Raw genomic sequence first — 24569 nt, 5'->3', positions numbered from 1 at the left:
CCCGGTCGACCGGGGATCCCAACACAGCCTGCGGATCAGAGATCGAACTCGACACGTCCGTCGCCGCTTCGTCCCTCAGCGGCGGGACTGCTCGATCCGACGACCCCACGCCCCGCGCTCGTACCTCGCGCGTGGCTGGGTCGTCGGCGCGCTGGACCTCTGATCCTGCGGATCAGAGATCCAGCTTGTAACCCAACCCGCGCACGGTGACGAGGTACTTCGGCTCGCTGGGGTCCGGCTCGATCTTGGCGCGCAGCCGCTTCACGTGGACATCCAGCGTCTTGGTGTCGCCGACGTAGTCCGAGCCCCACACGCGGTCGATGAGCTGACCGCGGGTGAGCACCCGGCCGGGGTTGCGCAGGAACAGCTCGAGGAGCTCGAACTCCTTCAGTGGCAGCCGCTGCGTCTCGCCGCCGACGGTCACGACGTGCCGCTCGACGTCCATCCGCACCGGGCCGGCCTCGAGGGTCGGCGGCGCGAGGTCGGGCTCCTGGCCACGCCGGAGTACGGCGCGGATGCGGGCGACCAGCTCGCGCGGGGAGTACGGCTTCGTCACGTAGTCGTCGGCGCCGAGCTCGAGGCCGACCACCTTGTCGACCTCGTCGTCCTTCGCGCTGACCATGATCACCGGCACGCTCGAGGTCTGCCGGATCTGGCGGCACACCTCGGTGCCGGGCAGGCCGGGCAGCATCAGGTCGAGCAGCACGATGTCGGCGCCGTTGCGGTCGAACTCCGTCAGGGCGTCGTTGCCGTTCGCGGCGATCGCGACCTCGTAGCCCTCCTTGCGCAGCATGTACGCGAGCGCGTCGCTGTAGCTCTCTTCGTCCTCGACGACGAGTACGCGGGTCATCGGCCATCCTCCTGGATTCCTCGGGCCGGAAAGTAGCGGGGGAGGGTCAGGGTGAACGTCGATCCCTGTCCCTCGACGGACCACACACGGACCTCTCCGCCGTGCGTGGCCGCCACGTGCTTCACGATGGACAGGCCGAGCCCTGTGCCACCTGTCGATCGGTGCCGGGCCGGGTCGACCCGGTAGAACCGCTCGAAGATGCGGTCGATCTCGCCGGCCGGGATCCCGATCCCCTGGTCGACGACCGAGATCTCCACCATGTCGTCGTCGGCCTTCGTCGAGACCAGCACGGTGGCGTCGCACTCGGAGTATGACACCGCGTTCGCAACCAGGTTGGCGACCGCCGCGGTGACCTGCTCCTCGTTGCCGAACACCGACAGGTGCGGCGCGCCGCCGACCACGATCGAGATCCGCTTCGAGTCGGCGTCGATCGCGCTGGTGTCGACCGCGACCTTGATGACCTCGTCGAGCTGGACCGGCATCGGCTGCTCGAGCGGCTCGTCACCCTGCAGGCGCGACAGCTCGATCACCTGCTGCACCAGCCGCGACAGCCGGTCGCTCTCGGTGAGCATCCGGTTCGAGAAGCGCTTCACGGCCTCCGGGTCGCCGGCAGCGTCGTGGACGGCCTCCGAGAGCAGCCGGATCGCGCCGACCGGGGTCTTCAGCTCGTGGCTCACGTTGGCCACGAAGTCGCGGCGGACCGCCTCGACGCGGCGCTCGCGGGTGCGGTCCTCGACGAGCGCGAGAACCAGGCGCGCGCCGAGCGGCGCGACGCGCGCGGTCACGTGCCGGGCGGGTACGCCGGGCCGCGCCATCAGCAGCTCGGTCTCGCGGATCTGCCCGTCGCGGCGTACCTGGTGGACGAGGTCGGCGAGCTCGGCGGAGTGCAGCGCCGTACCGCGCACCAGGCCCATGGAGTACGCCGGCGCGGACGCCTTGAGCACGACGTCGTCGTCGTCGACCACGACCGCGCTGCTGCGCAGCACCGAGAGCACCGCGGCGACGCCGACGGGGACGACGGGCTCCTCGGCGACGGGCGTCTGGTGCTGCTGGCGGTCGCTGAGGTGCCACGCAAGCACCGCGCCGCCCGCGACGACGGCTCCGATGAGCGCGGCGAGAAACGCCTGCGTCGTCGCATCCACACGTGAATCGTACGAGCCATTTCACCAGGAGTTCGCCCGAGGAGGCCGGGCTTCGCAACGTTCACCCCGCGTTCATTCATTCACCCCGGTCGTACATCTGGCCCACCTAGGCTCCCCGTCATGCGAGAGGCCTTCCACGATCAGCTCGATCGGATGTTCCGTGACCTTGCCGGTATCTGCGAGAGCGTCGAGACCGCCGTCCGCCTGGCGACCGAGGCGCTGCTCACCGGCGACCCCGCGATCGCCGAGCGGGTGATCACCGCGGACGAGGACATCGACCGCGACCGCGAGCGCGTCGAGGACTCGGCGTTCCTGCTGCTCACGCTGCAGCAGCCGGTCGCCAGCGACCTGCGCACGGTCGTCGCCGCGCTGCGGATGGTCAGCGAGCTCGAGCGGATGGGCGACCTGTCGGTCCACGTCGCGAAGATCGCCCGGCTCCGGGTGCCGAACCTCGCCGTGCCGGAGCCGGTGCGCCCGATCATCGAGCGGATGGCCGAGGTCGCCGAGGACATGGTCGGCCGGGTCTCCCGGATCATCACCGACCGCGACATCGACGACGCCCTCGCCCTGGCCCACGCCGACGAGGAGATGGACCAGCTGCGGCGTACCAGCTTCGCCGAGCTGCTCTCCTCCGACTGGGCGCACGGCGTCGAGGCGGCCGTCGACATCGCCCTGCTCGGCCGCTACTACGAGCGGATCGCCGACCACGCGGTCTCGGTCGCCAACCGCGTCGTCTTCGTCGTCACCGGCGAGAACCCGCGCACCGTCGGCGCCTGAGTGTTGCGGTAGTCCCTGACGTTTCCGGGGTCTGGGATCGTTCCCACACCCCGGAAACGTCAGGGACTACCCCAGAAGAACGTCAGCGGCCCTGGTTGGCGACCGCAGCGGCAGCGGCAGCAGCGGCCTCGGGGTCGAGGTAGGTGCCGCCGCGGACGGTCGGCGCCAGGGAGTCGTCGAGCTCGTAGACCAGGGGCATGCCGGTCGGGATGTTGAGGCCGGCGATGTCGTCGTCGCTGATGCCGTCGAGGTGCTTCACCAGGGCGCGCAGGCTGTTGCCGTGGGCGGCGACGAGCACCGTCTTGCCGGCGCGCAGGTCGGGGACGATCGAGGACTCCCAGTACGGCAGGAACCGCACGATGACGTCCTTGAGGCACTCGGTGCGGGGCAGCTCGTCGCCGAGGTCGGCGTACTGCGGCTGGCCGGCCTGCGACCACTCGTTGTCGTCGGATATCGGCGGCGGGGGGACGTCGAAGGAGCGGCGCCAGAGCATGAACTGCTCCTCGCCGTACTGCTCGAGCGTCTCCTTCTTGTTCTTGCCCTGGAGGTCGCCGTAGTGGCGCTCGTTGAGGCGCCAGGAGCGGCGCACCGGGATCCAGTGGCGGTCCGCCACGTCGAGCGCGAGGTTGGCGGTGTTGATCGCGCGGCGCAGCAGCGAGGTGTGCACGACGTCCGGCAGCAGGCCGGACTCGCGGATCAGCTCACCGGCGCGCGCGCCCTCGGCGCGGCCCTTGTCGTTGAGCGGGACGTCGACCCACCCCGTGAAGAGGTTCTTGGCGTTCCACTCGCTCTCGCCGTGGCGGAGCAGGACGAGGGTGTGGGTCATGCGTGGACTCCTCGGGGAATCAGTGCTCGGCGTGCTCGCCGACCGGCTCGCCGATCTCGCAGTCGTAGGGCTCGCTGGAGCCCTCGGCCGAGTCGTCGAGGCCGACGTACTCGTCGCACGGCGGGGTGGCCGGGACGTCCATCTCGATGGACTCGCCGTCGCCGAACGTGAGCAGGACGTGGACGAAGTCGCCCGGGCCGAAGTCGCCGCGCACGACGATGCCGCCCTCGTCGGCGAGGTTCACCATGTCGCCCGGCTGGAGCTCGATCGGCTCGAACTCGTCGACCTCGAGCGTGTCGTCGCCGGCGCCCTCGAGGGAGTCGACCGACGACGACTTGTCCTGGAGGTTGTTCGAGAACGTCGCGATGAACGTGCCCGAGCCGTCCTGGCCGGAGACGATCACGGCGCCGAGGACGTCGACGTCGGTGGAACGGTCGTTGGTGCCCTCAGCAGGGGTGTAGACCCGGTCGGTGGCGTAGTTGAAGCCACACGAGGACAGCACGGTGGCGAGCGCGAGCGCGCCGCCTGCGGCGAGCAGGCGAGCAGCGGGCGGGCGGAGGTGCATGGTGATGGCCTTCACGGGTCGACTGCGACTGGTGCTGGCCACAGCCTAGTGGTCAACACCGGAAGTTCGTCAGGTGCCCCGCACTCCGGGCACGCACCTCGCGGCGTCGAGCACCAGCGGTCCGCGCCGGGCTACCTGCCGAGGCCGACGGAGTTGCCCACGAGGAGCATCCCGACCACGGTCAGGACGGTCCAGGTGAGCGCCAGGACCAGCAGCTTCGTGGCCCCCGTCCTGAGCGCGATCCGCAGCGGCAGGTGCCGCAGCCCGTCCTCGTGGTCGGCGACCAGCCCGGGCAAGGCGCACAGCACGTGCGCCCCGACGCCGAGCGCCGCCGCGAGCGCGACCATCGCGGGCTCCGGCGGTACGCCGACCGTCTGGCCGCCCCAGCCGCCGTACGACAGGAACGCGGGGTACAGCCCGAACGACACCGCCCAGGGCAGCCACGAGAGCACGCTGCCCCGCAGCATCACGTTGCCGATCAGCCCCACCGCGACGGAGCCGAGGTAGAAGCACGCGGCCGTGATCCCGTTCATGACGGCCAGCGGGACCAGCAGCAGCACGGCGCACGTGAGCGCGAACCACGCCGTTCCGGGCTCGAGGTAGCCGTCGGCGATCGGCTTGCCGCTGGGCAGCCGCCGGGCGTCGCGGATCCGGTCGACCAGGTCGTTGTGCCAGCCCAGGACCGCCTGCCCGGCGAGCACCGTGGCGAGCACCAGGAGGACCTCGCGGCCCGGCCGCCCGCTGAGCGCGGCGGCCACCGCGAGGCCGGTGGCGGTGAGCACCGCCTGACGGGGGTGCGCGGCCCGCACGAGCAGCACCGGGGTGGTGTGCGCGAGGGACCGGCGCCGCTCGGGGAGGCGCGGCTGACCCGGGTCGGCCGTGTCAGGCTGGCGTTGGCGCAGGGTCGGCGACATACCCCGCAGTATCACCCGCAGAAGCTCCGCCAACACATGACCTTGCGATCTGTCAAGCCCGCATTGGGCCCCTGACCTGCAGAAACGTTGCTGGAGCCCCTTCGAACACGTGTTAGAATGAACACCTAGGAAGGGGTACCTGACATATGACTTTCACCGTCGGCGAAACGGTTGTTTACCCGAATCACGGAGCCGCAGTCATCGAAGACATCGAGATGCGGACCATCAAGGGAGAAGACAGGCAGTACCTCGTACTCCGTATCGTCGCCCAGCAGGACCTGGTTGTCCGGGTACCCGCGTGCAACCTCGATCTGGTCGGAGTTCGTGACGTCGTCGACAAGGAGGGCCTCGACCGCGTGTTCGACGTCCTCCGTGCCGCGCACGTCGAGGAGCCGACCAACTGGTCGCGTCGTTACAAGGCGAACCTCGAGAAGCTGCACAGTGGCGACGTCATGAAGGTGGCCGAGGTCGTCCGCGACCTGTGGCGCCGTGAGCGTGACCGCGGCCTGTCGGCCGGCGAGAAGCGGATGCTGGCGAAGGCCCGCCAGATCCTCGTCTCCGAGCTGGCTCTGGCCGAGCACACCAACGAGGACAAGGCGGAGGCCCTCCTCGACGAGGTGCTCGCTTCCTGAATCACGTTGTGACGAGGCCCCCGGGATGATCCCGGGGGCCTCGTCGTGTCTGAGGGGCTCTAGGGTCGCAGCGTGGAGTACGACGAGGTCCCGCCCGCGCTCGGCGCCGTGGTCACCGATGGCCGCGGCACCCTGCCGTACGCCCTGATCCACGGTGAGGCGCTGGTCGCCTGCGCCGCCTGGGCGCTGGGCGAGGCGGGCGTGACGCCGGTCGACGAGACCGTGCCGTGGTCGGCGCTGGCCGAGTCCGGCGAGCCGTTCGTGCTGCACGACCCGCTCTGCCCGATGACACCGCCGGCGTTCGTCGCCGCGTGCGTCGCCCGGGCCGTCGAGCGGGGCTGCGTGGTGGTCGGCGTCCGCCCGGTCACCGACACCGTCAAGGTCGTCGAGGACGGGTTGGTCGGCGCGACCCTCGACCGCGACGGGCTGGTCGCCGTCGCGTCCCCGGTCGTGCTGCCGACCGAGGTGGTCGCCTCGCTCGAGGGGCTGCCGGCCGTGGACTTCGTGGCGCTGGTGGCCGAGCTGCGCCGCCGCTACCCGGTCGAGCTGGTCGAGGCCCCGGCGGCCGCGCGGCGCGTCGGCTCCGAGGACGACGTGCGCGTGCTCGAAGCCCTCACGAGAGGCTGAGCGCGAGCTCGAGGTCCTCGGGGAACGTGATCTTCAGGTTCCGCGGGGTGCTCGGCACCGCCACGACCGGGAGGTCGGTGTAGCGCGTCCAGCAGGCCGCGGTGTCGGTGCCGTCGAAGCCGTCGGCGTCGGCGTGGGAGTACGCCGTGAGCAGCTCGGCCGCTCGGAACGCCTGAGGCGTCTGCACCCCGTCCAGCTCCGGCGGCAGCTCGCGCCCGTCGAGCGCGAGCAACCCGGTCAGGTGCACGCACGGGATCGCGCCGCCGCGCTCCCGCGCAGCCGCGATGGTGGCGGCGAACAGCGACCGCCCGGCGAGCGGTCGCGCGCCGTCGTGGATCGCGACCACGTCGACCTCGCCGGCCTCGATCTCGGGACGCAGCGCCTGCAGCGCGTTCCACTCCGAGCCGTGCCGGGACGCGCCCCCCTCGACGATGCCGACCTCGCCGTCGCCCAGGTGCGGAGCGAGGGCCGCCGCCACGTCGTCGGCCTCGCCCGGCCTGACCACCACCAGCACCCGGCGTACGTCCGCCAGGGCGATCGCGTCGCGCACCGACCACGCCAGCACCGGCACCGTGCCGAGCGGCAGCAGCACCTTGTTGGAGCCGGCGCCGACACGGGCGCCGGCACCGGCGGCGAGGATCACGACGGCGGCGGGCACGCCCGGAGTTTTTCATGGCTGTGATCCGGCGAAACAGGGGCGTCACACAGCGCCTCTACGTTGCGGGTATGTGGCAACCGGTGTGCCGGGTCGTCGAGCTCGAGGTCGAGCGCGGCGCGACCGCCCTTGTGCACGGCCAGGCGCTGGCGATCTTCCGCACGCAGGACGACACGGTCTACGCGCTCGGCAACCACGATCCGTTCGCCAAGGCGTCGGTCATCGCGCGCGGCATCGTCGGGGTCCGCGGTGGCGTGCCCTTCGTCGCCTCGCCCGCGCACCGGCATGCGTTCGACCTGCGCAGCGGCAAGTGCCTCGACGACGACCACGTGTCGGTGCCGGCGTACGACGTCCGCGTCGTCGACGGGGTCGTCCAGGTGGGTCAGCGCAAGGACTAGGGCGCCGGCGCGGAGCTTGCTCCGGGCCGGGAGCACGCGCTGGATCGAGTAGTCGCGCGGCCGACGCAGGAGGCCGCGACCGGCGTATCGAGATCAGGCAGGCCCTAGTAGACCAGTGCGGTCGCGATGGCGGCGATGCCTTCGCCCCGGCCGGTCAGGCCGAGGCCGTCCGTCGTGGTGGCCGAGACCGTCACCGGTGCGCCGGCGGCCGCGGACAGCGTGGCCTCGGCCTCGGCGCGGCGCGGACCCAGGCGGGGCCGGTTGCCGATGACCTGGACGGCGACGTTGCCGATCTCGAAGCCGGCGTCCCGCACCCGGCGGGCGGTCTCGCCCAGGAGCGCCGCGCCGGAGGCGCCGGCCCACTGCGGATCCGACGTACCGAAGTTCGATCCGAGGTCGCCGAGACCGGTCGCGGAGAGCAGCGCGTCGCACGCCGCGTGGGCGGCGACGTCGGCGTCCGAGTGACCCTCGAGGCCCTGTGGCTCGTCGGGCCAGGACAGGCCGGCGAGGTGCAGGGGTACGCCGTCGACGAGGCGGTGTACGTCGGTACCGATGCCGACACGGGGGAGTCTGTCCACGCGCCGATCATGCCTGAGCGAGAATCGCCGCGTGAGCACCTCCCGACGCGCGTGGTCGGTCGCCGGTCTGGTGGCCGGCTTCGCCGGCCTGGCCACGGCGTACTGCCTGGCGATGGTGACCACGATCCGCGACGCCCCGAACGTCGCCGTCGCCGAGCTCGTGATCCGGCTGACGCCCGGGCCGGTGGTGGAGCGGGCGATCAAGATCCTGGGTCACAACGACAAGCCGTTCCTGATGCTGATGATCCTGGTGCTGTGCGGGCTGCTGTTCGCATGGGCCGGGCGGCTGGCGCGGACGACGTGGTGGGCGCCGACGATCGTGTTCGGCGTGCTCGCCGTGATCGGCGGGATCGCGGTCTTCGCGCAGCGCGGCGCGACCACGCTGGACCTGCTGCCGGTGGCGGCCGGGTTCGCGACCTGGCTGGTCTGCCTGTCGCTGCTGACCGAGCCGCTGCGCCGCCACGAGCTCGCGGTGGAGGGGGCCGAGCCCGGGCTCGACGCCGCCGATCCCACGCACCCCGACCACACCCGCCGCACGTTCCTGCTGCGCGCGGGCACGATGGCTGCGGTCGGCATCGGCCTCGGCGTCGTCGGCCGCGCGGTCGGCCGCGGTCGCCGGCACGTGGAGGAGACCCGGCGGCTGCTCCGGCTGCCCGGCGTCACGACACCGGACGTGCCCAAGGGCGCGCGTGTGGACGTGCCCGGCATGACGGCGTGGGCGACGCCGAACGACGACTTCTACCGGATCGACACGGCCTTCGCGGTGCCCGCGATCGAGCCCACCGACTGGGAGCTGCGCATCCACGGGATGGTCGACCGCGAGGTCGTCATCAACTACCAGCAGCTGATCGCGCGGTCGCTGACCGAGGCGTGGGTGACCTTGAACTGCGTGTCGAACGAGGTCGGCGGCGACCTGATCGGCAACGCCTGGTGGAGCGGGGTGCGGATCGCCGACCTGCTCCGCGAGGCCGGTGTGCAGCCGGGGGCGGACGCGGTGCTGCAGACCTCCGACGACGGCTGGACGTGCGGTACGCCGCTGTCGGTGCTGACCGACGACCGTGACGCGATGCTCGCGGTCGCGATGAACGGCCGGCCGCTGCCGATCGACCACGGCTTCCCGGTGCGCACGATCGTGCCCGGCCTCTACGGCTACGTGTCGGCGTGCAAGTGGGTCGTCGAGATGAAGGTGACCAGGTTCGCCGACATCTCGGCGTACTGGACCGACCGCGGCTGGTCCGAGCTCGGGCCGGTGAAGCTCGCGTCGCGCATCGACGTGCCCGACGGTGGCGGTGAGATCGCTGCGGGTGGCGCGCCGATCGCCGGCGTCGCGTGGTCGCAGCACACCGGCATCAAGGGCGTCGAGATCTCCGTCGACGACGGCGAGTGGCAGGCCGCGACCCTCGCGGAGGTGCCGAGCACCGACACCTGGGTGCAGTGGGTCGCGTACGTCGACCTCGAGCCGGGGGACCACAGCGTGGCCGTCCGTGCCATCGACGCGAATGGCGAGGTGCAGACCAGCGAGGAGGCCGAGCCCGTGCCCGACGGCGCGACCGGCTGGCACACGATCGACTTCACGGCGACGGAGCAGGACGACGAGTGATGGCGGACTTCGACGGTCGCGACGGCGCGGCCCTGGTGATCGGTGGCAGCGGCGGTCTCGGCGCGGCGATCGCGCGGATGCTGGCCGAGCGCGGCGCGACCGTGGCGATGACGTACCGCACGAATCGGCCGGAGGGCTCGTCCTACGCCCTGGACCTGACGGTCGCCGAGGACGCGGCGTCGGTGGTCGCGTCGGTGGTCGAGGACCACGGCGGCCTGCACACGCTGGTGTACGCCGCCGGCCCGCACGTCCCGATGACCCACCTGTCGAACGTCGAGCCGGCCGCGATGGCCGCGCAGCTCGCCGCGGACGCCGCCGGGTTCTTCGCCGTCGTGCAGCCCGCGCTCCCGCACCTGCGCACCGCGCGGGGCTCGATCGTCGCGGTGACGACTGCGGCGACCGCGCGCTTCCCGGTCCGCGACGGGCTGTCGTCCGCGCCCAAGGCCGCCGTGGAGGCGATGGTGCGGGCCCTGGCCGCCGAGGAGGGGCGCTACGGCGTGCGCGTCAACGCCGTCGGTCCGGGGATGCTCACCGACGGGATGGCCGAGCGGCTGATCTCGTCCGGCGAGCTGTCCGACGAGGCGCTCGCGATCACGCGCCGCAACATCCCGCTGCGCAGGTTCGGCACGGCGTCCGATGTCGCGGAAGCCGTGTGCTTCCTGGCCTCTGACCGTGCCGGCTTCATCTCCGGGCAGAAGCTGGACGTCGACGGCGGCTACGGGGTCTGAGCCCGGCGGGTCGTACCCGCTCCCGCGGCCGCGCACACCCGGCGGCGTCGACCCGTCTGGACCTCTGTTTGGCGACCCCGGTGGCCGGTGACAGAGGTCCAGACCGACGGCCGCTGGGGGCGGCCGTGTCACTCACCCTGGGGGAACGAGACACATGAGACTGATTGCTGCTCCACTCGCCGCTGTCGTGGCGACCGGGTTCGGAGTGCTGCTCGCAGCGCCGGCCTCGGCCCACACACCCGACATCAGCGCGAGCTGCGCCGGCGTGCACGTCGGCGCCACGGCGTACGACGCCGACCAGGCCAACCGGTGGTCGGTGACCATCAACGGCGTGACGCAGACCGGCACGTTCGGCGCGTCCGTCGACCAGACCTTCCCGGTGCCGCAGGACGGCGCGACCAGCACGTGGTCGGCGTTCGTGGAGGCTGCCGACGGTTCGTACCACGGCGGCGAGTCCGGCGAGGTCGGCCCGTGTGGCGCGCCGCCCGCGGACGCCTGCACCGACCTGACCGGCACCCAGCCGGCCGGCACTCCCTGCACGCCGCCGCCGGACGTGACGCGCAGCGGCGCCGGGCAGCTCGCCGACTGCGAGGTGACCCTGGCCGGGACGACGTACGACGCGGGCGAGCTGACGTACGACGAGGAGTACACCGACACCTACGTCTTCAACGAGACCACCAACGCGTGGGACCTGGTCACCGACACCGAGCCGACGATCTCCGACGTCGTCTTCACGCCGTGGGACGTCGCGCAGCAGGTCCAGCGCGACTGCGTCGAGCGCGCGCCCCAGCCGGAGGCGCTGCAGGCGAGCCAGCAGAGCATCCACCTCGACTGCGCCGACAACGTGGAGGTCACCACCACCGTGGCCTCGACGACGCCCTACGTCTACGTGGCGTCGGAGAACACCTGGGTCCCCGGCCACGCGACTGAGCACACCTCGCACGAGGAGCAGCCCGCCCAGCCCGGCGCGTGCGACCGTGGCGTCAGCGCGAGCCACGTCGGCGCGAGCAGCCAGGCCGGATCGGCCCTGGTGCCGACCTCCGTCGACGCGGGCAGCACCGGAGCGGCGGCCCTGGCGCCGGTTGCAGGCTCCACGAAGCCGGTCCGCGACTCCCGTGACCCGGCGCTGCTGCTCCTGGCCGCCGGTGGCGCACTCGTCGCGGCCGGCGCGCTGCGCGTTCGCCGGAGCTGAGTCCCGGTACGCCGCCTACCGGCTCCCGATCGGGGGCCGGTGGGCGGCGTCCGTGATCACGTACACCGTGCCGCCGGACTTGGGGATCCAGGCGTTCTCGAACTGGCCGCGGTCGTAGGTACGGCGCACGCCCGCGCGGCTCGCGGCGGCCGGGTCGTTGACGACCACGTCGCCGGACTGCGTGAAGCCGACGATCACCAGCAGGTGCCCGTTCGTCGACGAGATCGGCGCGCCGTCCAGCTCGCCCTGGCCGAACGCGATCGAGGCGACCAGCGGGATCCCGTCCGCGATGTAGGTCTCGGCCTCGCGCAGGCTGCGCAGCCGCGTGACGTAGGCGTGGCCGGCGAGGCTCGCGGCGTACGCCGTGTTGAACGGCCAGTTGCCGGTGCCGTCGTACTCGTAGTCGTACGTCATCCGCGCGGCGTGGTCGACCCAGGGGTCGACGTGCCCGGCCGGCACCCAGCGGTAGGCCTTCGGCTCGGGCAGTGCGTCGTAGTACCCGAGCACCATCGACGTCGACGTCGGGGAGCACCAGGCCTCGCCGCCGCTGCCGTACTGCGGGTAGTGGCCGGTGTGCACCATCTGCGAGTAGCGCGGCACGTCGAGGACGATCCCGCGGCCGGGTCCGGGTCGCGACGTCCTCACCGAGTCGACCGCCGGCAGGAGCGACGCCATGGCGCCGACCATGTCGACGCGCGGCGACGCCTTCTGGCCGGCGGCGCGGGCCATCGTCACCCGCAGCTGGTACGACGTCACGCCGTTCGGCACGACCCAGGTGTCGACGTTCACCGAGGCGAGGTCGTCGTCCTGTGATCCGTACGTCGTGCGCTTCAGGTGCTGGTCGCCCGATGCCCAGGTCGCGATGGTGTCCCAGGACGAGGTGGTCGTGGCCGTGCGGCCGCGCACCTCGATGCGGACCCGGCTGTCGCCGGGGGTGCGTGCCGACCAGGACGGGATCAGCCGGGTCAGCGCGAAGCCGGGCGAGGTCCACGGCGTGACCCACGCGCTCCGGTCCACGCCGGTCGGCAGCGCCTGGAGCGCCGCGGGGGAGTCCCACTCGGTGTAGACGATCTGCCGGGCGGGGGCCGCGGTCGCGGCGGCCGGAGCCAGCAGCGGCGTGACGAGGGCGGCGAGGATCGCGAATGTCAGGCGGCGCACCCACAAACCCTAGACTTGGCCGGTGACCTTCAGGCTGTACGACACCGCGACCCGCGACGTCCGTGACTTCGTTCCCCTCGAGGAGGGGAAGGCGGGTCTGTACGTCTGTGGTCTCACCGTGCAGTCCGAGCCGCACGTCGGGCACGTGCGCTCGGCCGTGAACTTCGACGTGCTCCAGCGCTGGCTGCGTCTCCGCGGCTACGACGTGACGTTCATCCGCAACGTCACCGACATCGACGACAAGATCATCGCCAAGGCCGACGGCTTCGGCCGGCCGTGGTACTCGCACGCCGCCGCGATGAAGCGCGAGCTGGACAAGGCGTACGCCGCCCTCAACGTCGCGCCGCCGACGTACGAGCCGCTGGCCACCGGGCACATCCCCGAGATGCTCGAGCTGATCGAGACGCTGATCGAGAAGGGGCACGCGTACCCCGCGGCCGACGGCTCCGGCGACGTCTACTTCGACGTCCGCTCGTGGCCGCAGTACGGCGAGCTGACCCGCCAGGGCATCGACGACATGGAGGCGGCCGAGGACGCCGACCCCCGTGGCAAGCGCGACCCCCGCGACTTCGCGCTCTGGAAGGGCCGCAAGGAGTCCGAGCCGGAGACCGCGTCGTGGCCGAGCCCGTGGGGCCGCGGCCGCCCGGGCTGGCACATCGAGTGCTCCGCGATGGCGGGCAAGTACCTCGGCCCCGCGTTCGACATCCACGGCGGCGGCGTCGACCTGCGCTTCCCGCACCACGAGAACGAGCAGGCCCAGTCGCGCGCGGCCGGCCACCCGTTCGCGTCGTACTGGATGCACAACGCGTGGATCACCACCGCCGGCGAGAAGATGAGCAAGTCGCTCGGCAACTCGCTGACGATCCCCTCGGTGCTGCAGCGCTACCGCGGCATCGAGCTGCGGTTCTACATCGTGGCCGCGCACTACCGCAGCCACGTCGAGTTCTCCTTCGAGGCTCTCGACGAGGCGGCCGTGGGCTTCCGGCGGATCGAGAGCTTCCTCGAGCGCGCCGGCGACGTCGAGGCCGGCGCCCTGCCGGACGCGTTCGTCGCGGCGCTGGACGACGACCTCGGGACGCCCGCCGCGGTCGCGGTCATCTACGACACCGTGCGCGAGGGGAACAAGGCCGACGACCCCAGGCCGTACGCCGCGGAGGTGGTGGCGATGCTCGACGTGCTCGGCATCAACCCGGCCGACCCGGCCTGGGGCACGAGCGGCGGTGACGACCAGAAGCTCACCGACGCCGTCGACGCGCTGGTCGCCGGGCTGCTCGAGCAGCGCGCGCAGGCCCGCGCCGACAAGGACTTCGCCGCCGCCGACGCGATCCGCGACCGGATCAAGGCAGCGGGCATCGAGGTCGAGGACACACCCCATGGGCCGAAGTGGAGCATCTCGTGATGGCCGGGGTCTCGACACGGCCGCTCCTTCGTCGCGACCTACTCGACCACCGGAAGCAAGGACACTGACGTGGCAGGCAATTCGCAGCGCAAGGGCGCGATCAAGAAGTCCGGCAAGGGCAACCCGACCGCCGGATCCGGCGGCCGCGTGAAGCGCGGCCTCGAGGGCCGCGGTCCGACGCCCAAGGCCAAGGACCGCGAGTACCACAAGGCCCACAAGGTCGCGAAGCGTGCCGAGAAGGCCGCCGCGACCAAGCCGAAGCGGCGTACGACGGGCGACGCCGAGTGGATCATCGGCCGCAACCCGGTCGTCGAGTCGCTGCGCGAGGGCGTGCCGATCAACGCGCTGTACGTCGCCGAGGGCGCCGAGCGCGACGGCCGGCTGCGTGAGGCGTTCCAGCTCGCGTCCGACAAGGGCATCAAGCTGCTCGAGGTCACCAAGACCGAGATGGACCGGATGGTCGGCGGTGGGGTCCACCAGGGGCTGGCCGCGCGGATCCCGGCGTACGAGTACGCCCACCCGGACGACCTCCTCGACCTGGCCGCGAAGAACGCGGAGAAGCCGCTCATCGTCGCGGTCGACCACATCACCGACCCGCGCAACCTCGGCGCGATCATCCGCAGCGCTGCCGGGTTCGGCGCGCACGGCGTGGTGATCCCCGAGCGTCGGGCGGCCGGCATGACGGCGGCGGCGTGGAAGACGAGTGCCGGAGCCGCCGCGCGGATGCCGGTCGCGCAGACCGTGAACCTCACGCGCCAGCTGAAGGCCTACCAGGACGCCGGCTGCATGGTCGTCGGCCTGGCCGCCGAGGGCGACGTGAGCCTGCCGGACCTCGACCTGGCCGACGGCCCGCTCGTGGTCGTGGTCGGCTCCGAGGGCGAGGGCCTCTCGCGGCTGGTGTCGGAGACCTGCGACCAGCTGGTGTCGATCCCCATGGCCAACCGGCTCGAGTCGCTCAACGCGGGAGTCGCGGCCTCGGTCGCCCTCTACGCCATCTCCGAGGCGCGCCGCTGACCGTGCGCCGGACTGCTCGGATCCTGGTGTACGCCGGGGTCTGGCTGCTGTGCGCCGTCCTCATCGGGCTGGTCCTGTTCCTGACCAGCAGCCGCACCGTCGAGCTCGCGAGCCACGACGCGTCGGTCTCGCCCGACCTCTCCGGCACGGCCGTGCTGGACGCCGGGCCGATCCTGCCTGACGTGCGCGTGGACACCGGCGGGGTCGTCGGAGTCGACGTCCAGCTCGGCAAGACCGACGCGAAGTCGACCGACGAGCTCGTCCAGCGCTACGCCCTGCTCGCCAGTCAGCCGGAGGGCCAGCTGGCCAAGGTCGGCCATGCCGTCGAGTCGATGGCGGTCGACGCCCTCGTGCGCGGCGCCGTGCTCGGCCTGGTCCCCCTGGTGGTGTGGCTGCTCATCGGACCGGCCCGCCGGCGGGAGCTGGCCGGACGGTTCGAGCTCCGCACCGGTGTGGTCGCGGTGGTGGTGCTCGTGGTGCTCGGCATCGCCGTCTGGCAGCCGTGGCGCGAGTCCGCCGCCACCGTGGGCGGCGGGGACTGGGTGTCGCTGCAGGACTTCCTCGGCCCGGGCGTCCCGATCCCCGAGGAGCTCGACGACGTCCAGGTACGCGGCGACGTCACCACGTCGCAGACGCGTCGTCTGGTCGAGAGCGCGGTCGACACCTACGACACCAGCAAGGAGTTCTACGCCGCGGCTGCCGAGCACGCCGCCACGCTCGACCTCCGGGTGCCGGAGGAGGGCGACACCGTGGTGGTGTTCGTGTCCGACCGGCACGACAACATCGGCATGGACCCGGTCGCCCGGGCGATCGCCGACGCCGCCGGCGCGACCGCGGTGTTCGACGGTGGCGACGACACCTCGACCGGCAGCAGCTGGGAGGCGTTCTCGCTGGACTCGGTGAGTGAGGCGTTCAAGGGCCTCGACCGCTGGGGCGTCGCCGGCAACCACGACCACGGGGACTTCGTGCACGACTACATGGCCGACCACGGCTGGACGATGCTCGACGGTGAGGTGGTCGACGGCCCCGCCGGCACCACCTTGCTGGGCGTCGACGACCCGCGCTCCAGCGGCCTCGGCAGCTGGCGCGACGAGACCGGCCTGTCGTTCGCCGAGGTCGAGGACCGGATGGCCGACGCCGCGTGCGCCGTCGAGGGCGGGCTGGTGACCATGCTCGTCCACGACGCGAACCTCGGCCGCGAGGCCCTCAACCGCGGCTGCGTGCAGCTGGTTCTCGGCGGCCACCTGCACAACCGGGTCGGCCCCGAGGCGACCGTCGGCGAGAACGGGTCCACGGGGTACCGCTACACGACCGGCACCGCGGGCGGAGCGGCGTACGCCATCGCGCTGGGGAGCAAGCCGAAGCACGAGGCCGAGATCAGCCTGGTGACCTACCGCGACGGGCACCCGGCCGGCATCCAGTGGGTCGACATCGCGACCAACGGCGTCTTCGAGGTCGGGGAGTACGTCGAGCTGGTGTATCCGCCCCTCACCGTGCAGTGAGAGTGGCGGCCGTCACCTCTGGGCGGCCCCCTCGTTGAGCCAGAACTGATACGTGTTCTAGCTCTGTGGAGGCCCCGGTGCCCCTCGTCCGACAAGCCGTGATGGCGCCCGTCTGCGCGCTCGTGGCGCTCAGCCTCGCCGCGTGCGGCTCCCAGCTCGACCCCGACACCGTCGCCCAGGTGAGCGGGAGCGGCGTGGGCGGCTCCGGGGTCTCGACCGGCTCCGGCGACGGCGCGGCTCTCGACGGGTCGGTCCCGGGCAGCACCGGTGGCGGCACCACGAGCGCCGATGGTGGCTCCGGGGGCTCGACCGGCGCGAGCACCGGGGACGCCCCCGAGGGGACCGGCGTGAACTCCGCGACCGGCGGCGCCAAGGCCGGCAGCTGCAACGGGTTCAAGAACCAGACCGGCGTCACCGACAAGACGATCGTCATCGGCAACGCCTCCGACGTCTCCGGGCCCGTGCCGGGACTGTTCGAGGCGAGCCAGGACGCGGTGCGCGCTTACGTCGCCTACTTCAACGCGACCAGCGACATCTGCGGCCGCAAGCTCGAGCTGAAGGCGTACGACAGCCGCACCGACGCCGCCGCCGACCAGCAGGCGTACGCCAAGGGCTGCGATGAGACGTTCGCGATGGTCGGCTCGATGTCGGCCTTCGACTCCGGCGGTGCGAAGACCGCCCAGGACTGCGGGCTGCCCGACCTCCGGTCCGCCTCGGTCACGTTCGACCGGCAGGACTGCACGACCTGCTACGGCGCGCAGTCGACGGTGGCGACGGAGTTCCAGAACGCCGTCCCCGACTACGTGAAGAAGAACCACCCGGACGCCGCCTCGCACGCCGCGATGCTCTACATCAACGCGGGCGCGGCCGCGGAGAACGCCCAGACCCAGGTCGACGCGATGGAGAACCGCGGGATGCGCTTCGGGTACGTGCAGGGCATCGACATCTCGGAGTTCAACTACGCGCCGTACGTCCAGGAGATGAAGTCCAAGGGTATCGAGTACGTCCAGATGATCGGGGCGTCCGCCCAGTTCGTCCGGCTCGCCGACGCGATGAAGCAGCAGGGGTTCAAGCCCGAGGTGTTCATGCTCGACCCGACGGCGTACACCAGCGAGTTCGTGCAGAACGGTGGCGACGCGGTGGAGGGCACCACGCTCTTCATCAACTTCACGCCGTTCGAGGAGGCGGGCAGCAACAAGGAGCTCCAGCTCTACCTGAGCTGGCTCCAGCAGGTGAAGCCCGGAGCGGAGCCCAGCTTCTTCGGGCTGTTCTCCTGGTCCGCGGCCCGGCTGTTCGTCGAACGGTCGATCGCGCTCGGCGGGAAGCTGAGCCGGCAGAGCCTGCTGGCCGACGTCGCCCGGGTCGACGACTGGACCGCGAACGGCATGCACTCCCCGCAGCACGTGGGACCGCGGCGCACCGGCGAGTGCTGGCGGTTCATCCAGCTCAAGGGCGGCACGTGGGTCCCGGTCGGCGGGTCCCGGTACCAGTGCAGCGGAACCACGTCGTCCTGATGGGCAGCGACATGTCCAGACCGGCGCCGTCACCTTCGCGTGGAGACCTCGTTGAGACGGGCGTCACGTTCGGTCTCCAGGGAGGGATCCATGCGTAGGGTCCGACTGCTCACCGTCGCCGCCGTCGCGGTGGCGTGCGCGCTGGCCGGCTGCGGCTCGCAGCTCGACCCCGACACGGTCGCCGCGGTCAACGGCACCACGGTCGGCGGGGCCGACGGGACCACGGCCGGCGGCGTCGACGGCGGTTCGGGTCTCACGGCCGACGGCGGCACCGCGGGTACGACGGGCGGCGCGGGCGGGAGCACGGGCTCGACCGGCGGGTCCGGGGGCACCGCCGGTGGCTCCGCGACCGAGGGCACCGGCGCCAACGCGGCCGCCGGTGCCGGCAAGGCCGGCAGCTGCGACGGCTTCAAGAACCAGACCGGCATCACCGACCAGACGATCACGATCGCCAACGTCTCCGACATCTCCGGCCCCGTGCCCGGCATCTTCGAGTCCGCGCAGGAGGCGACGCGTGCGTACGCGGCGTACTTCAACGCCACCAACGACATCTGCGGCCGCAAGCTCGACGTGCAGCTCCTCGACAGCCGCGCCGACGCCGGCGCCGACCAGCAGGCCTACACGAAGGCCTGTGACGAGGCGTTCGCCGCGGTCGGCTCGATGTCGGCCTTCGACTCCGGCGGCGCGGGGCCGGCGCAGGACTGCGGTCTCCCGGACATCCGCTCGACCACGACCACGCCGGAGCGGCGCGACTGCGCGACCTGCTTCGCGGCCCAGGCCGTCGACCCCGGCGTCGTGAACGGCTCGATGCCGCGCTACTTCCTCTCGAAGTACAAGGACGCCACCCAGCACGCCGCGGTCGTCTACATCAACGCGGGCGCGGCTGCGGTCAACGCCGCGAACTTCCGCAATGCCTACAACCGGGCCGGCTGGAAGGTCGACTACTTCAAGGGCATCGACGTATCGGAGTTCAACTACGCGCCGTACGTCCAGGAGATGAAGTCGAAGGGCATCGAGCTGGTGACCTACACGGGTCCGTACCAGAACACCGTGAAGCTGCTGGACGCCATGCAGCAGCAGGGTTTCGAGCCCGAGGCGTTCGTCCAGGACTCCACGATCTACGACCAGAACTTCGTCGAGCAGGCCGGCGACAACGGCAACGGCGTCTACGCCTGGTCGACGACGAGGCTGTTCGACGACTATTCCGTCAAGGAGATGCAGCTCTACCGGTCCTGGCTCGAGCAGGTGAAGCCCGGCGCGACGCCGAACTACTTCGGGCTCTACGCCTGGTCCGCGGCGAGGCTCTTCGTCGAGCAGGCGGTCCAGCTCGGCGGAAAGCTCAGCCGCGCCTCGCTCGTGGCCGCGCTCAAGAACGTCAAGGGCTGGACCGGCAACGGTCTCCACGTTCCCCAGCAGGTCGGCTCGAAGGTCACGTCGAACTGCGGCTCCGTCCTCCAGCTCAACGACGGCAAGTGGCGCCAGGTCTCACCCGGCGGCTTCGCCTGCGGCCCGCTCCTGAACGGCGAGTGACCCCATGTCCACGATCATCTCGTTCACCATCCTCGGCCTCTTCACCGGAGCGGCGTACGCCATCGCGGCGAGCGGCCTGGTGCTGACCTACACGACGACCCGGGTCTTCAACATCGCCCACGGCGCGTTCGGCATGGTCATGGCCTTCACGTTCTGGGACTTCAGCCAGCGGCAGGGGATGCCCACCTGGCTGGCGCTGTTCCTGGTGCTCGGCGTGGTCGCTCCCGGCACCGGGTGGCTGGTGCAGCGGTTCGTCACCCGGGGCCTCGGAGAGGGGCCGGTCAGCGTCTCGCTGGTCGTCACCGTCGGGCTGTTCGTCGGCCTGATCGGGTTGGCGCAGTACATCTGGCCGCCCGAGCCGCGCACGGTGCCGCCGTTCCTGCCGGACAAGGGCCTCCAGATCGGCGACACCTACGTCACCGCGCACCAGATCATCACGATCGTCCTCTCTGCGGTCGTCGCCGCCATGCTCTACGCGCTGCTCAACCGCACCCGCGTCGGCACCGCGATGCGGGCGTCGGTGGACAACCCGGTGCTGCTGCAGCTCTTCGGCGGCAAGCCCGACCGGGTCGCCTCGCTGTCCTGGGCGATCGGGATCTCGCTCGCCGCCCTGGCCGGCATCCTGCTCAGCCCGGTGGTCGGGCTGTCCTACTTCGACCTGACGCTGCTCGTGATCAACGCGTACGCCGCGGCGATGTTCGGCCGGCTCAAGAGCCTGCCGCTGACGTTCGTCGGCGCGATGGGCCTCGGCGTGCTGCAGTCGTTCGCGGTCGCCTACCTCCCGAGCGAAGGCAGCCTCGCCGGCCTGCGCGCGGTCGTCCCGGCGCTCTTCCTGTTCGTCGTGATCATCGCGATGCCCCAGGCCCAGCTGCGGATCGGCCAGGTCAAGGGCATCGTCACCGCGCCGCTGCCGTCGATGCGCAAGTCCGTCGGGTGGGGAGCGGGACTGCTCGGCCTGGTCGCGCTGCTGGCGGCCTCGATGTCGGACGCCGACCTGCTGCTCGTCGGCACGGCGGCGACGTACGCGATGGCGATGCTCTCGCTGGTGCTCCTGACGGGGTACGGCGGCCACGTCTCGCTCGCGCAGTTCACCTTCGCCGGCGTCGGCGCGCTGGCGTACGCGAAGCTCGACGAGCCCAACCTCTACGGGCTGTTCATGTCCGCCCTGATCGCGGCGGGGGTGGGCGCGCTCGTGGCGCTGCCGGTGCTGCGGCTGACCGGGCTGTACCTCGCCCTCTCGACGCTCGCGTTCGGCGTGCTGATGGACAAGCTGGTGTTCCAGGCCGAGTTCGCGTTCGGCTTCAACGGCACCCTGAGCGCCCAGCGACTGACGGTGCTCGGCCACGAGTTCTCGTCGACCGGCGGCTACGTGCTGGTGATGGCGGTCTTCTTCGTGCTGATGGCGCTCGCCCTGCTGCTGCTGCGGCGCGGCGTCCTCGGCCGGCTGCTGATCGCGATGCGCGACAGCCCGGCCGCCTGCGGCACCCTCGGGCTCGACATGCGCTGGTTCCGCGTCGCGCTGTTCGGTCTCTCCGCCGGCATGGCCGGTCTCGCCGGCGGCCTGTTCGCCGGCCTGCGCGGTACCATCGGCGCCGCCGACTTCCAGCTCTTCAACAGCCTCCCGCTGCTGCTGCTCGCGGTCGTCTGCGGCGTCACCTCGGTGACCGGCGCGACGCTCGGCGGCATCGGCCTGATGCTGCTCCCGGTGCTGCAGAGCTCGCGGCCCGAGCTCGCGGGTCTCGTGTTCGCCGTCCTCGGGTTCGGCGCGGTCGCCCTGGGCCGCGACCCGAACGGCCTGGCGAACCTGCTGTTCGGCCTCGGCCGCCGGCTCGAGGCGCGCTTCGGCGACAAGGTCCGCGCCGCCGTCCCGGTGCTGCCGCTGCCCCGCCCTCGGGCCGAGGACGACAGCGACACCAACATCCCGCTCAAGGAGGGCGCTCATGTCGCTGCTCGAAGTTGAGGACGTCGTCGTCCGGTTCGGTGGCGTGACCGCCGTCGACCACGCCGGGTTCACCGCCGAGGCGGGCCGCATCACCGGCCTGATCGGGCCGAACGGTGCGGGCAAGACCACCTGCTTCAACGTGATCACCGGGCTGCAGAAGCCCAACGAGGGCAGGATCCGGTTCGACGGCCGCACCATCACCCGGTTGCCGGTCCACCGCCGTTCGCGTCGCGGCATGGGCCGCACGTTCCAGCGGCTGGAGGCGTTCGGGTCCCTGACGGTGCGCGACAACGTGCGCGTCGCCCGCGACATCCACCGCGGCCTGGCCGGCCTGGTCCGCCCGGCGTCCGCCGACGTCGACGGGCTGCTCGAGCGGGTCGGGATCGCGGCGTACGCCGACGAGCGCGCCGACTCGATCCCCACCGGCGTCGCCCGGCTGCTCGAGCTGGCGCGCTGCCTGGCCGGCCAGCCCCAGCTGCTGCTGCTCGACGAGCCCTCGTCCGGACTCGACGAGACCGAGACCCAGGCGTTCGGCGAGCTGCTCGCGGCGCTCGCCGCCGAGGGGCGGGCCATCGTGATGGTCGAGCACGACATGGACCTCGTGATGTCGGTGTGCGACGAGCTGCACGTCCTCGACTTCGGCCGGGTGATCGCGTCCGGTCCGCCGGCCCTGATCCGCGCCGACCCGAACGTGCAGAGGGCCTACCTCGGCTACTCCGACGTCCCGGACGCCGACCTCACCCAAGAGCTGGAGGCAGTCCGATGACGGGCGTCCCCATCCTCGAGATCGTCGACCTGCACGCGGCGTACGGCCGGATCGAGGTCCTGCGCGGCGTCGACCTGACCGTCCCCAAGGGCGCGGTCATGGCACTGCTCGGCCCGAACGGCGGCGGCAAGAGCACGCTGGTGAAGGTCATCAGCGGGCAGAAGAGGCAGACCTCCGGCGACATCCACCTCGGCGGCGTGCACGTGCAGGACGCCTCGACCGAGGAGCTCGCGCGGCTCGGGCTGTGCACGGTGCCCGAGGGCCGCTCGGTGTTCCCGAACCTCACCGTCGAGGAGAACCTCACGCTGATGTCGTACGCCGGGGTCCGGGCCGAGGCGGTCCTCGACACGGCGTACTCCTACTTCCCCCGGCTGCACGATCGGCGCCACCAGCTCGCGGGGACGATGTCCGGCGGTGAGCAGCAGATGCTCGCGATGTCGCGGGCGCTGGCGTCCGACCCGGCGCTGCTGCTGCTCGACGAGCTGTCGATGGGCCTGGCGCCGCTGATCGTCGACGAGCTCTACGAGACCGTCGCCCAGATCGCCCGGAGCGGCGTCTCGATCCTGTGCATCGAGCAGTTCGCCCGCACCGCCCTGCGGGTGTCCGACTACGCGGCGGTGATGACCGGCGGCCGGATCGTCGCCACCGGTGAGCCCGCCGAAATCATGGACACGATGTCCGACGTCATCCTCGGAGGCGCAGCATGAAGAAGATCCTGTTCCCGCTCGCGGCCGCCGCCCTCGTCGGCGCCGCGCTGCCGGTGTCGGCAGGCGCCAGCGAGGATCCGGCGTTCAGCGGCTACCGCGCGGTCGCCGTCGCGGCGCCGGTGAAGATCGAGATCTACGAGCCGACCATCCCGATCCCGGCGAACCCGCAGCTGGAGGTCGAGCTCGGCTACACCACGGTCGAAGCCGACTCCGGCAGCTCGCTGGGTCGCGCCAGCTGGCTGTGGCCCGGCGACCCGGTCGGCGAGGGCATGAAGACGTTCGTCGAGCAGCTCGGCCTGCCCCCGCAGCTGGGCGAGAACGGCTACCCGGTGCAGGTGAACTCCGGACAGCCCTCCGGTGAGGAGAGGCAGGCCGACGAGCCGTTCCCCGGCATGGTGATGCGGACCAGCGCGACCGCGACGAAGACCGTCGCGCAGGCGGGCTTCTCCCCCGACGGCCAGGTCGGTGACGGCACCGAGAGCGGCGACGAGGAGGCCGAGGAGGCCCCGAACCCGCTCGAGCAGTTCGGCCAGGCGATCACCGGCGGGCTCACGACCGCCGCGGAGGAGCCCGACGAGGAGCCGGCACCCGGCGGCACGCCCGGCCTGCCGCCCGAGCTCGCCGGGCTCGTCGACCTCGAGGGCTACACGTCGTCCAGCCAGAACGTCGTCTCCGACGGCAGGGTGGTCACCACGGCCCGGTCCGCGCTCGGCGACGTGTCGCTCCTCGGCGGCATCGTCACCCTCGAGGGGCTCGTCTCGACGAGCACCAGCACCAGCAACGGCACGAAGGGCACGACGTCCGGCCGGACCGTGCTCGGCGGCGTCACGATCGCCGGCCAGGAGTTCTCGTTCGGCCCCGACGGCTTCGTCGCCGCCGGGCAGGCCGGCGAGGTCCCGCCGCTGCCGCCCCAGCTGACCGACGCGCTCGCCCAGCTCGGCGTGAGGATCGAGCTCGTCGAGCCGGTGCGGAAGGTGAAGGGCGACCAGGCGGCGTACGACGTCTCCGGGCTCGTCCTCGACATCGACACCTCGGTGCTGCGCAAGCAGCTCGACGCCCTGCCACTCGACGACATCATCGGTGCGCTGCCCAACGACCCGCCGGAGCTGAAGAGCACGCTGCAGGCGCTCACCGGCCTGGCGCCGCGCGTCGTGGTCACGCTGGGGGTCGCGAGCACCCAGGTCGACACCGTGCAGGGGATCGAGATCCCGACCGAGGTGCCTGACAACGACCCCGGTGGCACGGATGCCGGCGGTGGTGCGGGCGGTTCCGGCGGCGTGGCGTCGTCCGGCACCGCTCCTGCGGCCGGCGCACCCGCGGCTGCGGCCGGCGACGCCCCTGCCGCGGCCGCCGGTGACCTGCCCCCGGCCGAGCTGACCGGCTCCGGCCTGCCCCCGCTGTACTCGATCCCGGCCGCGATCCTGGTCGCCGGCATCGCTCTCGCCGCCGTCGGCGGCACCTGGTTGCGCAAGGCCGGCGTTCTCGCCCTCGGTGGTGCCGGCTCCTGTTCCCACGGCCTCGACAGCGGCCTCCCCGATCTCAGAAAGGCCTGA

General features: G+C 71.8%; 24 protein-coding genes. 16 read left to right on the top strand and 8 right to left on the bottom strand.

Features of this window, described 5'->3' with window-relative positions; genetic code table 11:
• Positions 1-172: 172 nt before the first annotated feature.
• Both MJ604_RS13780 and MJ604_RS13775 read right to left on the bottom strand, forming a co-directional pair.
• Positions 173-850, bottom strand: coding sequence for a response regulator transcription factor (locus MJ604_RS13780; protein ID WP_243059031.1), 678 nt, complete (start codon positions 848-850; stop codon positions 173-175).
• Complete coding sequence (locus MJ604_RS13775) at positions 847-1992, bottom strand: cell wall metabolism sensor histidine kinase WalK (RefSeq protein ID WP_243059030.1); 1146 nt, start codon at positions 1990-1992, stop codon at positions 847-849. Before MJ604_RS13775 ends, MJ604_RS13780 begins: the two co-directional genes overlap by 4 nt.
• A gap of 120 nt (positions 1993-2112) precedes the next feature.
• On the opposite strand from MJ604_RS13775, the gene phoU reads away from it, so the two are divergent.
• Positions 2113-2769 carry a phosphate signaling complex protein PhoU gene (gene phoU / locus MJ604_RS13770; protein WP_243059029.1) on the top strand — a complete coding sequence of 219 codons (657 nt, stop codon included), beginning with the start codon at positions 2113-2115 and terminating at the stop codon, positions 2767-2769.
• Positions 2770-2851: 82 nt separating this feature from the next.
• On the opposite strand, the gene MJ604_RS13765 is transcribed toward phoU, so the two are convergent.
• The 3 genes from MJ604_RS13765 to MJ604_RS13755 form a co-directional block, all read right to left on the bottom strand.
• The gene (locus MJ604_RS13765; RefSeq protein WP_243059028.1) at positions 2852-3595 is read right to left on the bottom strand and encodes a phosphoglyceromutase; all 744 of its coding nucleotides are present in this window, start codon (positions 3593-3595) and stop codon (positions 2852-2854) included.
• 19 nt (positions 3596-3614) lie between these two features.
• Positions 3615-4175, bottom strand: coding sequence for a hypothetical protein (locus MJ604_RS13760; protein ID WP_243059027.1), 561 nt, complete (start codon positions 4173-4175; stop codon positions 3615-3617).
• 116 nt (positions 4176-4291) lie between these two features.
• Positions 4292-5074: a UbiA family prenyltransferase gene (locus MJ604_RS13755; RefSeq protein ID WP_243059026.1), complete on the bottom strand. Its 783-nt coding sequence runs from the start codon at positions 5072-5074 to the stop codon at positions 4292-4294.
• A 146-nt stretch (positions 5075-5220) separates the two neighbouring features.
• Here MJ604_RS13755 and MJ604_RS13750 point away from each other — a divergent pair, with 146 nt between their 5' ends.
• The gene (locus MJ604_RS13750) at positions 5221-5706 is read left to right on the top strand and encodes a CarD family transcriptional regulator (RefSeq protein WP_243059025.1); all 486 of its coding nucleotides are present in this window, start codon (positions 5221-5223) and stop codon (positions 5704-5706) included.
• A gap of 72 nt (positions 5707-5778) precedes the next feature.
• Positions 5779-6333, top strand: coding sequence for a 2-C-methyl-D-erythritol 4-phosphate cytidylyltransferase (locus MJ604_RS13745; protein ID WP_243059024.1), 555 nt, complete (start codon positions 5779-5781; stop codon positions 6331-6333).
• On the opposite strand, the gene MJ604_RS13740 is transcribed toward MJ604_RS13745, so the two are convergent.
• A complete protein-coding gene (locus tag MJ604_RS13740; RefSeq protein WP_243059023.1) occupies positions 6320-6991 on the bottom strand; it encodes a 2-C-methyl-D-erythritol 4-phosphate cytidylyltransferase in 672 nt (223 codons plus the stop codon). The two genes, MJ604_RS13745 and MJ604_RS13740, sit on opposite strands and share 14 nt — an antisense overlap.
• 68 nt (positions 6992-7059) lie before the next feature.
• On the opposite strand from MJ604_RS13740, the gene nirD reads away from it, so the two are divergent.
• Entirely contained in the window at positions 7060-7386 is a 327-nt protein-coding gene (gene nirD, locus MJ604_RS13735; RefSeq protein ID WP_243059022.1) for a nitrite reductase small subunit NirD, read from the top strand.
• A 104-nt stretch (positions 7387-7490) separates the two neighbouring features.
• Here nirD and ispF read toward each other — a convergent pair whose 3' ends face one another.
• Entirely contained in the window at positions 7491-7964 is a 474-nt protein-coding gene (ispF, locus tag MJ604_RS13730) for a 2-C-methyl-D-erythritol 2,4-cyclodiphosphate synthase (RefSeq protein WP_243059021.1), read from the bottom strand.
• Between the two features lie 31 nt (positions 7965-7995).
• Here ispF and MJ604_RS13725 point away from each other — a divergent pair, with 31 nt between their 5' ends.
• The 3 genes from MJ604_RS13725 (at position 7996) to MJ604_RS13715 (ending at position 11484) form a co-directional block, all read left to right on the top strand.
• Positions 7996-9564, top strand: coding sequence for a molybdopterin-dependent oxidoreductase (locus MJ604_RS13725; protein WP_243059020.1), 1569 nt, complete (start codon positions 7996-7998; stop codon positions 9562-9564).
• Positions 9564-10292, top strand: a complete 729-nt coding sequence (locus MJ604_RS13720; RefSeq protein ID WP_243059019.1) for an SDR family NAD(P)-dependent oxidoreductase — start codon at positions 9564-9566, stop codon at positions 10290-10292. The genes MJ604_RS13725 and MJ604_RS13720 overlap by 1 nt, the downstream gene beginning before the upstream one ends.
• Before the next feature lie 154 nt (positions 10293-10446).
• Positions 10447-11484 (top strand): hypothetical protein, encoded by a 1038-nt coding sequence (locus MJ604_RS13715; RefSeq protein WP_243059018.1) that lies wholly within the window; start codon positions 10447-10449, stop codon positions 11482-11484.
• A gap of 15 nt (positions 11485-11499) precedes the next feature.
• On the opposite strand, the gene MJ604_RS13710 is transcribed toward MJ604_RS13715, so the two are convergent.
• Positions 11500-12642, bottom strand: a complete 1143-nt coding sequence (locus tag MJ604_RS13710) for a C39 family peptidase (RefSeq protein WP_243059017.1) — start codon at positions 12640-12642, stop codon at positions 11500-11502.
• Positions 12643-12664: 22 nt separating this feature from the next.
• Between MJ604_RS13710 and cysS the strand changes: the two genes are divergently transcribed.
• From cysS to MJ604_RS13665, 9 genes are all read left to right on the top strand, one after another.
• Complete coding sequence (gene cysS / locus MJ604_RS13705; RefSeq protein ID WP_243059016.1) at positions 12665-14041, top strand: cysteine--tRNA ligase; 1377 nt, start codon at positions 12665-12667, stop codon at positions 14039-14041.
• A 69-nt stretch (positions 14042-14110) separates the two neighbouring features.
• Positions 14111-15055: a 23S rRNA (guanosine(2251)-2'-O)-methyltransferase RlmB gene (gene rlmB, locus MJ604_RS13700; RefSeq protein WP_243059015.1), complete on the top strand. Its 945-nt coding sequence runs from the start codon at positions 14111-14113 to the stop codon at positions 15053-15055.
• Positions 15056-15057: 2 nt separating this feature from the next.
• Positions 15058-16557, top strand: coding sequence for a metallophosphoesterase (locus tag MJ604_RS13695; RefSeq protein WP_243059014.1), 1500 nt, complete (start codon positions 15058-15060; stop codon positions 16555-16557).
• A 77-nt stretch (positions 16558-16634) separates the two neighbouring features.
• The gene (locus MJ604_RS13690; protein WP_243059013.1) at positions 16635-18071 is read left to right on the top strand and encodes an ABC transporter substrate-binding protein; all 1437 of its coding nucleotides are present in this window, start codon (positions 16635-16637) and stop codon (positions 18069-18071) included.
• A 90-nt stretch (positions 18072-18161) separates the two neighbouring features.
• A complete protein-coding gene (locus tag MJ604_RS13685) occupies positions 18162-19601 on the top strand; it encodes an ABC transporter substrate-binding protein (protein ID WP_243059012.1) in 1440 nt (479 codons plus the stop codon).
• Between the two features lie 4 nt (positions 19602-19605).
• Positions 19606-21561, top strand: a complete 1956-nt coding sequence (locus tag MJ604_RS13680; protein ID WP_243059011.1) for an ABC transporter permease — start codon at positions 19606-19608, stop codon at positions 21559-21561.
• On the top strand, positions 21542-22309 hold the full coding sequence (locus tag MJ604_RS13675) for an ABC transporter ATP-binding protein (protein ID WP_243059010.1): 768 nt from the start codon (positions 21542-21544) through the stop codon (positions 22307-22309). Before MJ604_RS13680 ends, MJ604_RS13675 begins: the two co-directional genes overlap by 20 nt.
• Positions 22306-23016 carry an ABC transporter ATP-binding protein gene (locus tag MJ604_RS13670; RefSeq protein WP_243059009.1) on the top strand — a complete coding sequence of 237 codons (711 nt, stop codon included), beginning with the start codon at positions 22306-22308 and terminating at the stop codon, positions 23014-23016. Before MJ604_RS13675 ends, MJ604_RS13670 begins: the two co-directional genes overlap by 4 nt.
• Positions 23013-24569 carry a choice-of-anchor P family protein gene (locus tag MJ604_RS13665; protein WP_243059008.1) on the top strand — a complete coding sequence of 519 codons (1557 nt, stop codon included), beginning with the start codon at positions 23013-23015 and terminating at the stop codon, positions 24567-24569. Before MJ604_RS13670 ends, MJ604_RS13665 begins: the two co-directional genes overlap by 4 nt.

It is taken from the genome of Nocardioides sp. SR21 (genome assembly GCF_022761125.1).
GTDB lineage: Bacteria > Actinomycetota > Actinomycetes > Propionibacteriales > Nocardioidaceae > Nocardioides.
Note: the sequence above shows the minus strand (reverse complement) of the source record. Positions and strands in the feature narration are given on the sequence as shown.

Bases quoted from the DNA above. Each gene is read 5' to 3' on its own strand.
- MJ604_RS13780 (WP_243059031.1), bottom strand. From the start codon at position 850: ATGACCCGCGTACTCGTCGTCGAGGACGAAGAGAGCTACAGCGACGCG.
- phoU (WP_243059029.1), top strand. From the start codon at position 2,113: ATGCGAGAGGCCTTCCACGATCAGCTCGATCGGATGTTCCGTGACCTT.
- MJ604_RS13765 (WP_243059028.1), bottom strand. From the start codon at position 3,595: ATGACCCACACCCTCGTCCTGCTCCGCCACGGCGAGAGCGAGTGGAAC.
- MJ604_RS13755 (WP_243059026.1), bottom strand. From the start codon at position 5,074: ATGTCGCCGACCCTGCGCCAACGCCAGCCTGACACGGCCGACCCGGGT.
- MJ604_RS13750 (WP_243059025.1), top strand. From the start codon at position 5,221: ATGACTTTCACCGTCGGCGAAACGGTTGTTTACCCGAATCACGGAGCC.
- nirD (WP_243059022.1), top strand. From the start codon at position 7,060: ATGTGGCAACCGGTGTGCCGGGTCGTCGAGCTCGAGGTCGAGCGCGGC.
- MJ604_RS13720 (WP_243059019.1), top strand. From the start codon at position 9,564: ATGGCGGACTTCGACGGTCGCGACGGCGCGGCCCTGGTGATCGGTGGC.
- MJ604_RS13715 (WP_243059018.1), top strand. From the start codon at position 10,447: ATGAGACTGATTGCTGCTCCACTCGCCGCTGTCGTGGCGACCGGGTTC.
- MJ604_RS13685 (WP_243059012.1), top strand. From the start codon at position 18,162: ATGCGTAGGGTCCGACTGCTCACCGTCGCCGCCGTCGCGGTGGCGTGC.
- MJ604_RS13680 (WP_243059011.1), top strand. From the start codon at position 19,606: ATGTCCACGATCATCTCGTTCACCATCCTCGGCCTCTTCACCGGAGCG.
- MJ604_RS13675 (WP_243059010.1), top strand. From the start codon at position 21,542: ATGTCGCTGCTCGAAGTTGAGGACGTCGTCGTCCGGTTCGGTGGCGTG.
- MJ604_RS13670 (WP_243059009.1), top strand. From the start codon at position 22,306: ATGACGGGCGTCCCCATCCTCGAGATCGTCGACCTGCACGCGGCGTAC.
- MJ604_RS13665 (WP_243059008.1), top strand. From the start codon at position 23,013: ATGAAGAAGATCCTGTTCCCGCTCGCGGCCGCCGCCCTCGTCGGCGCC.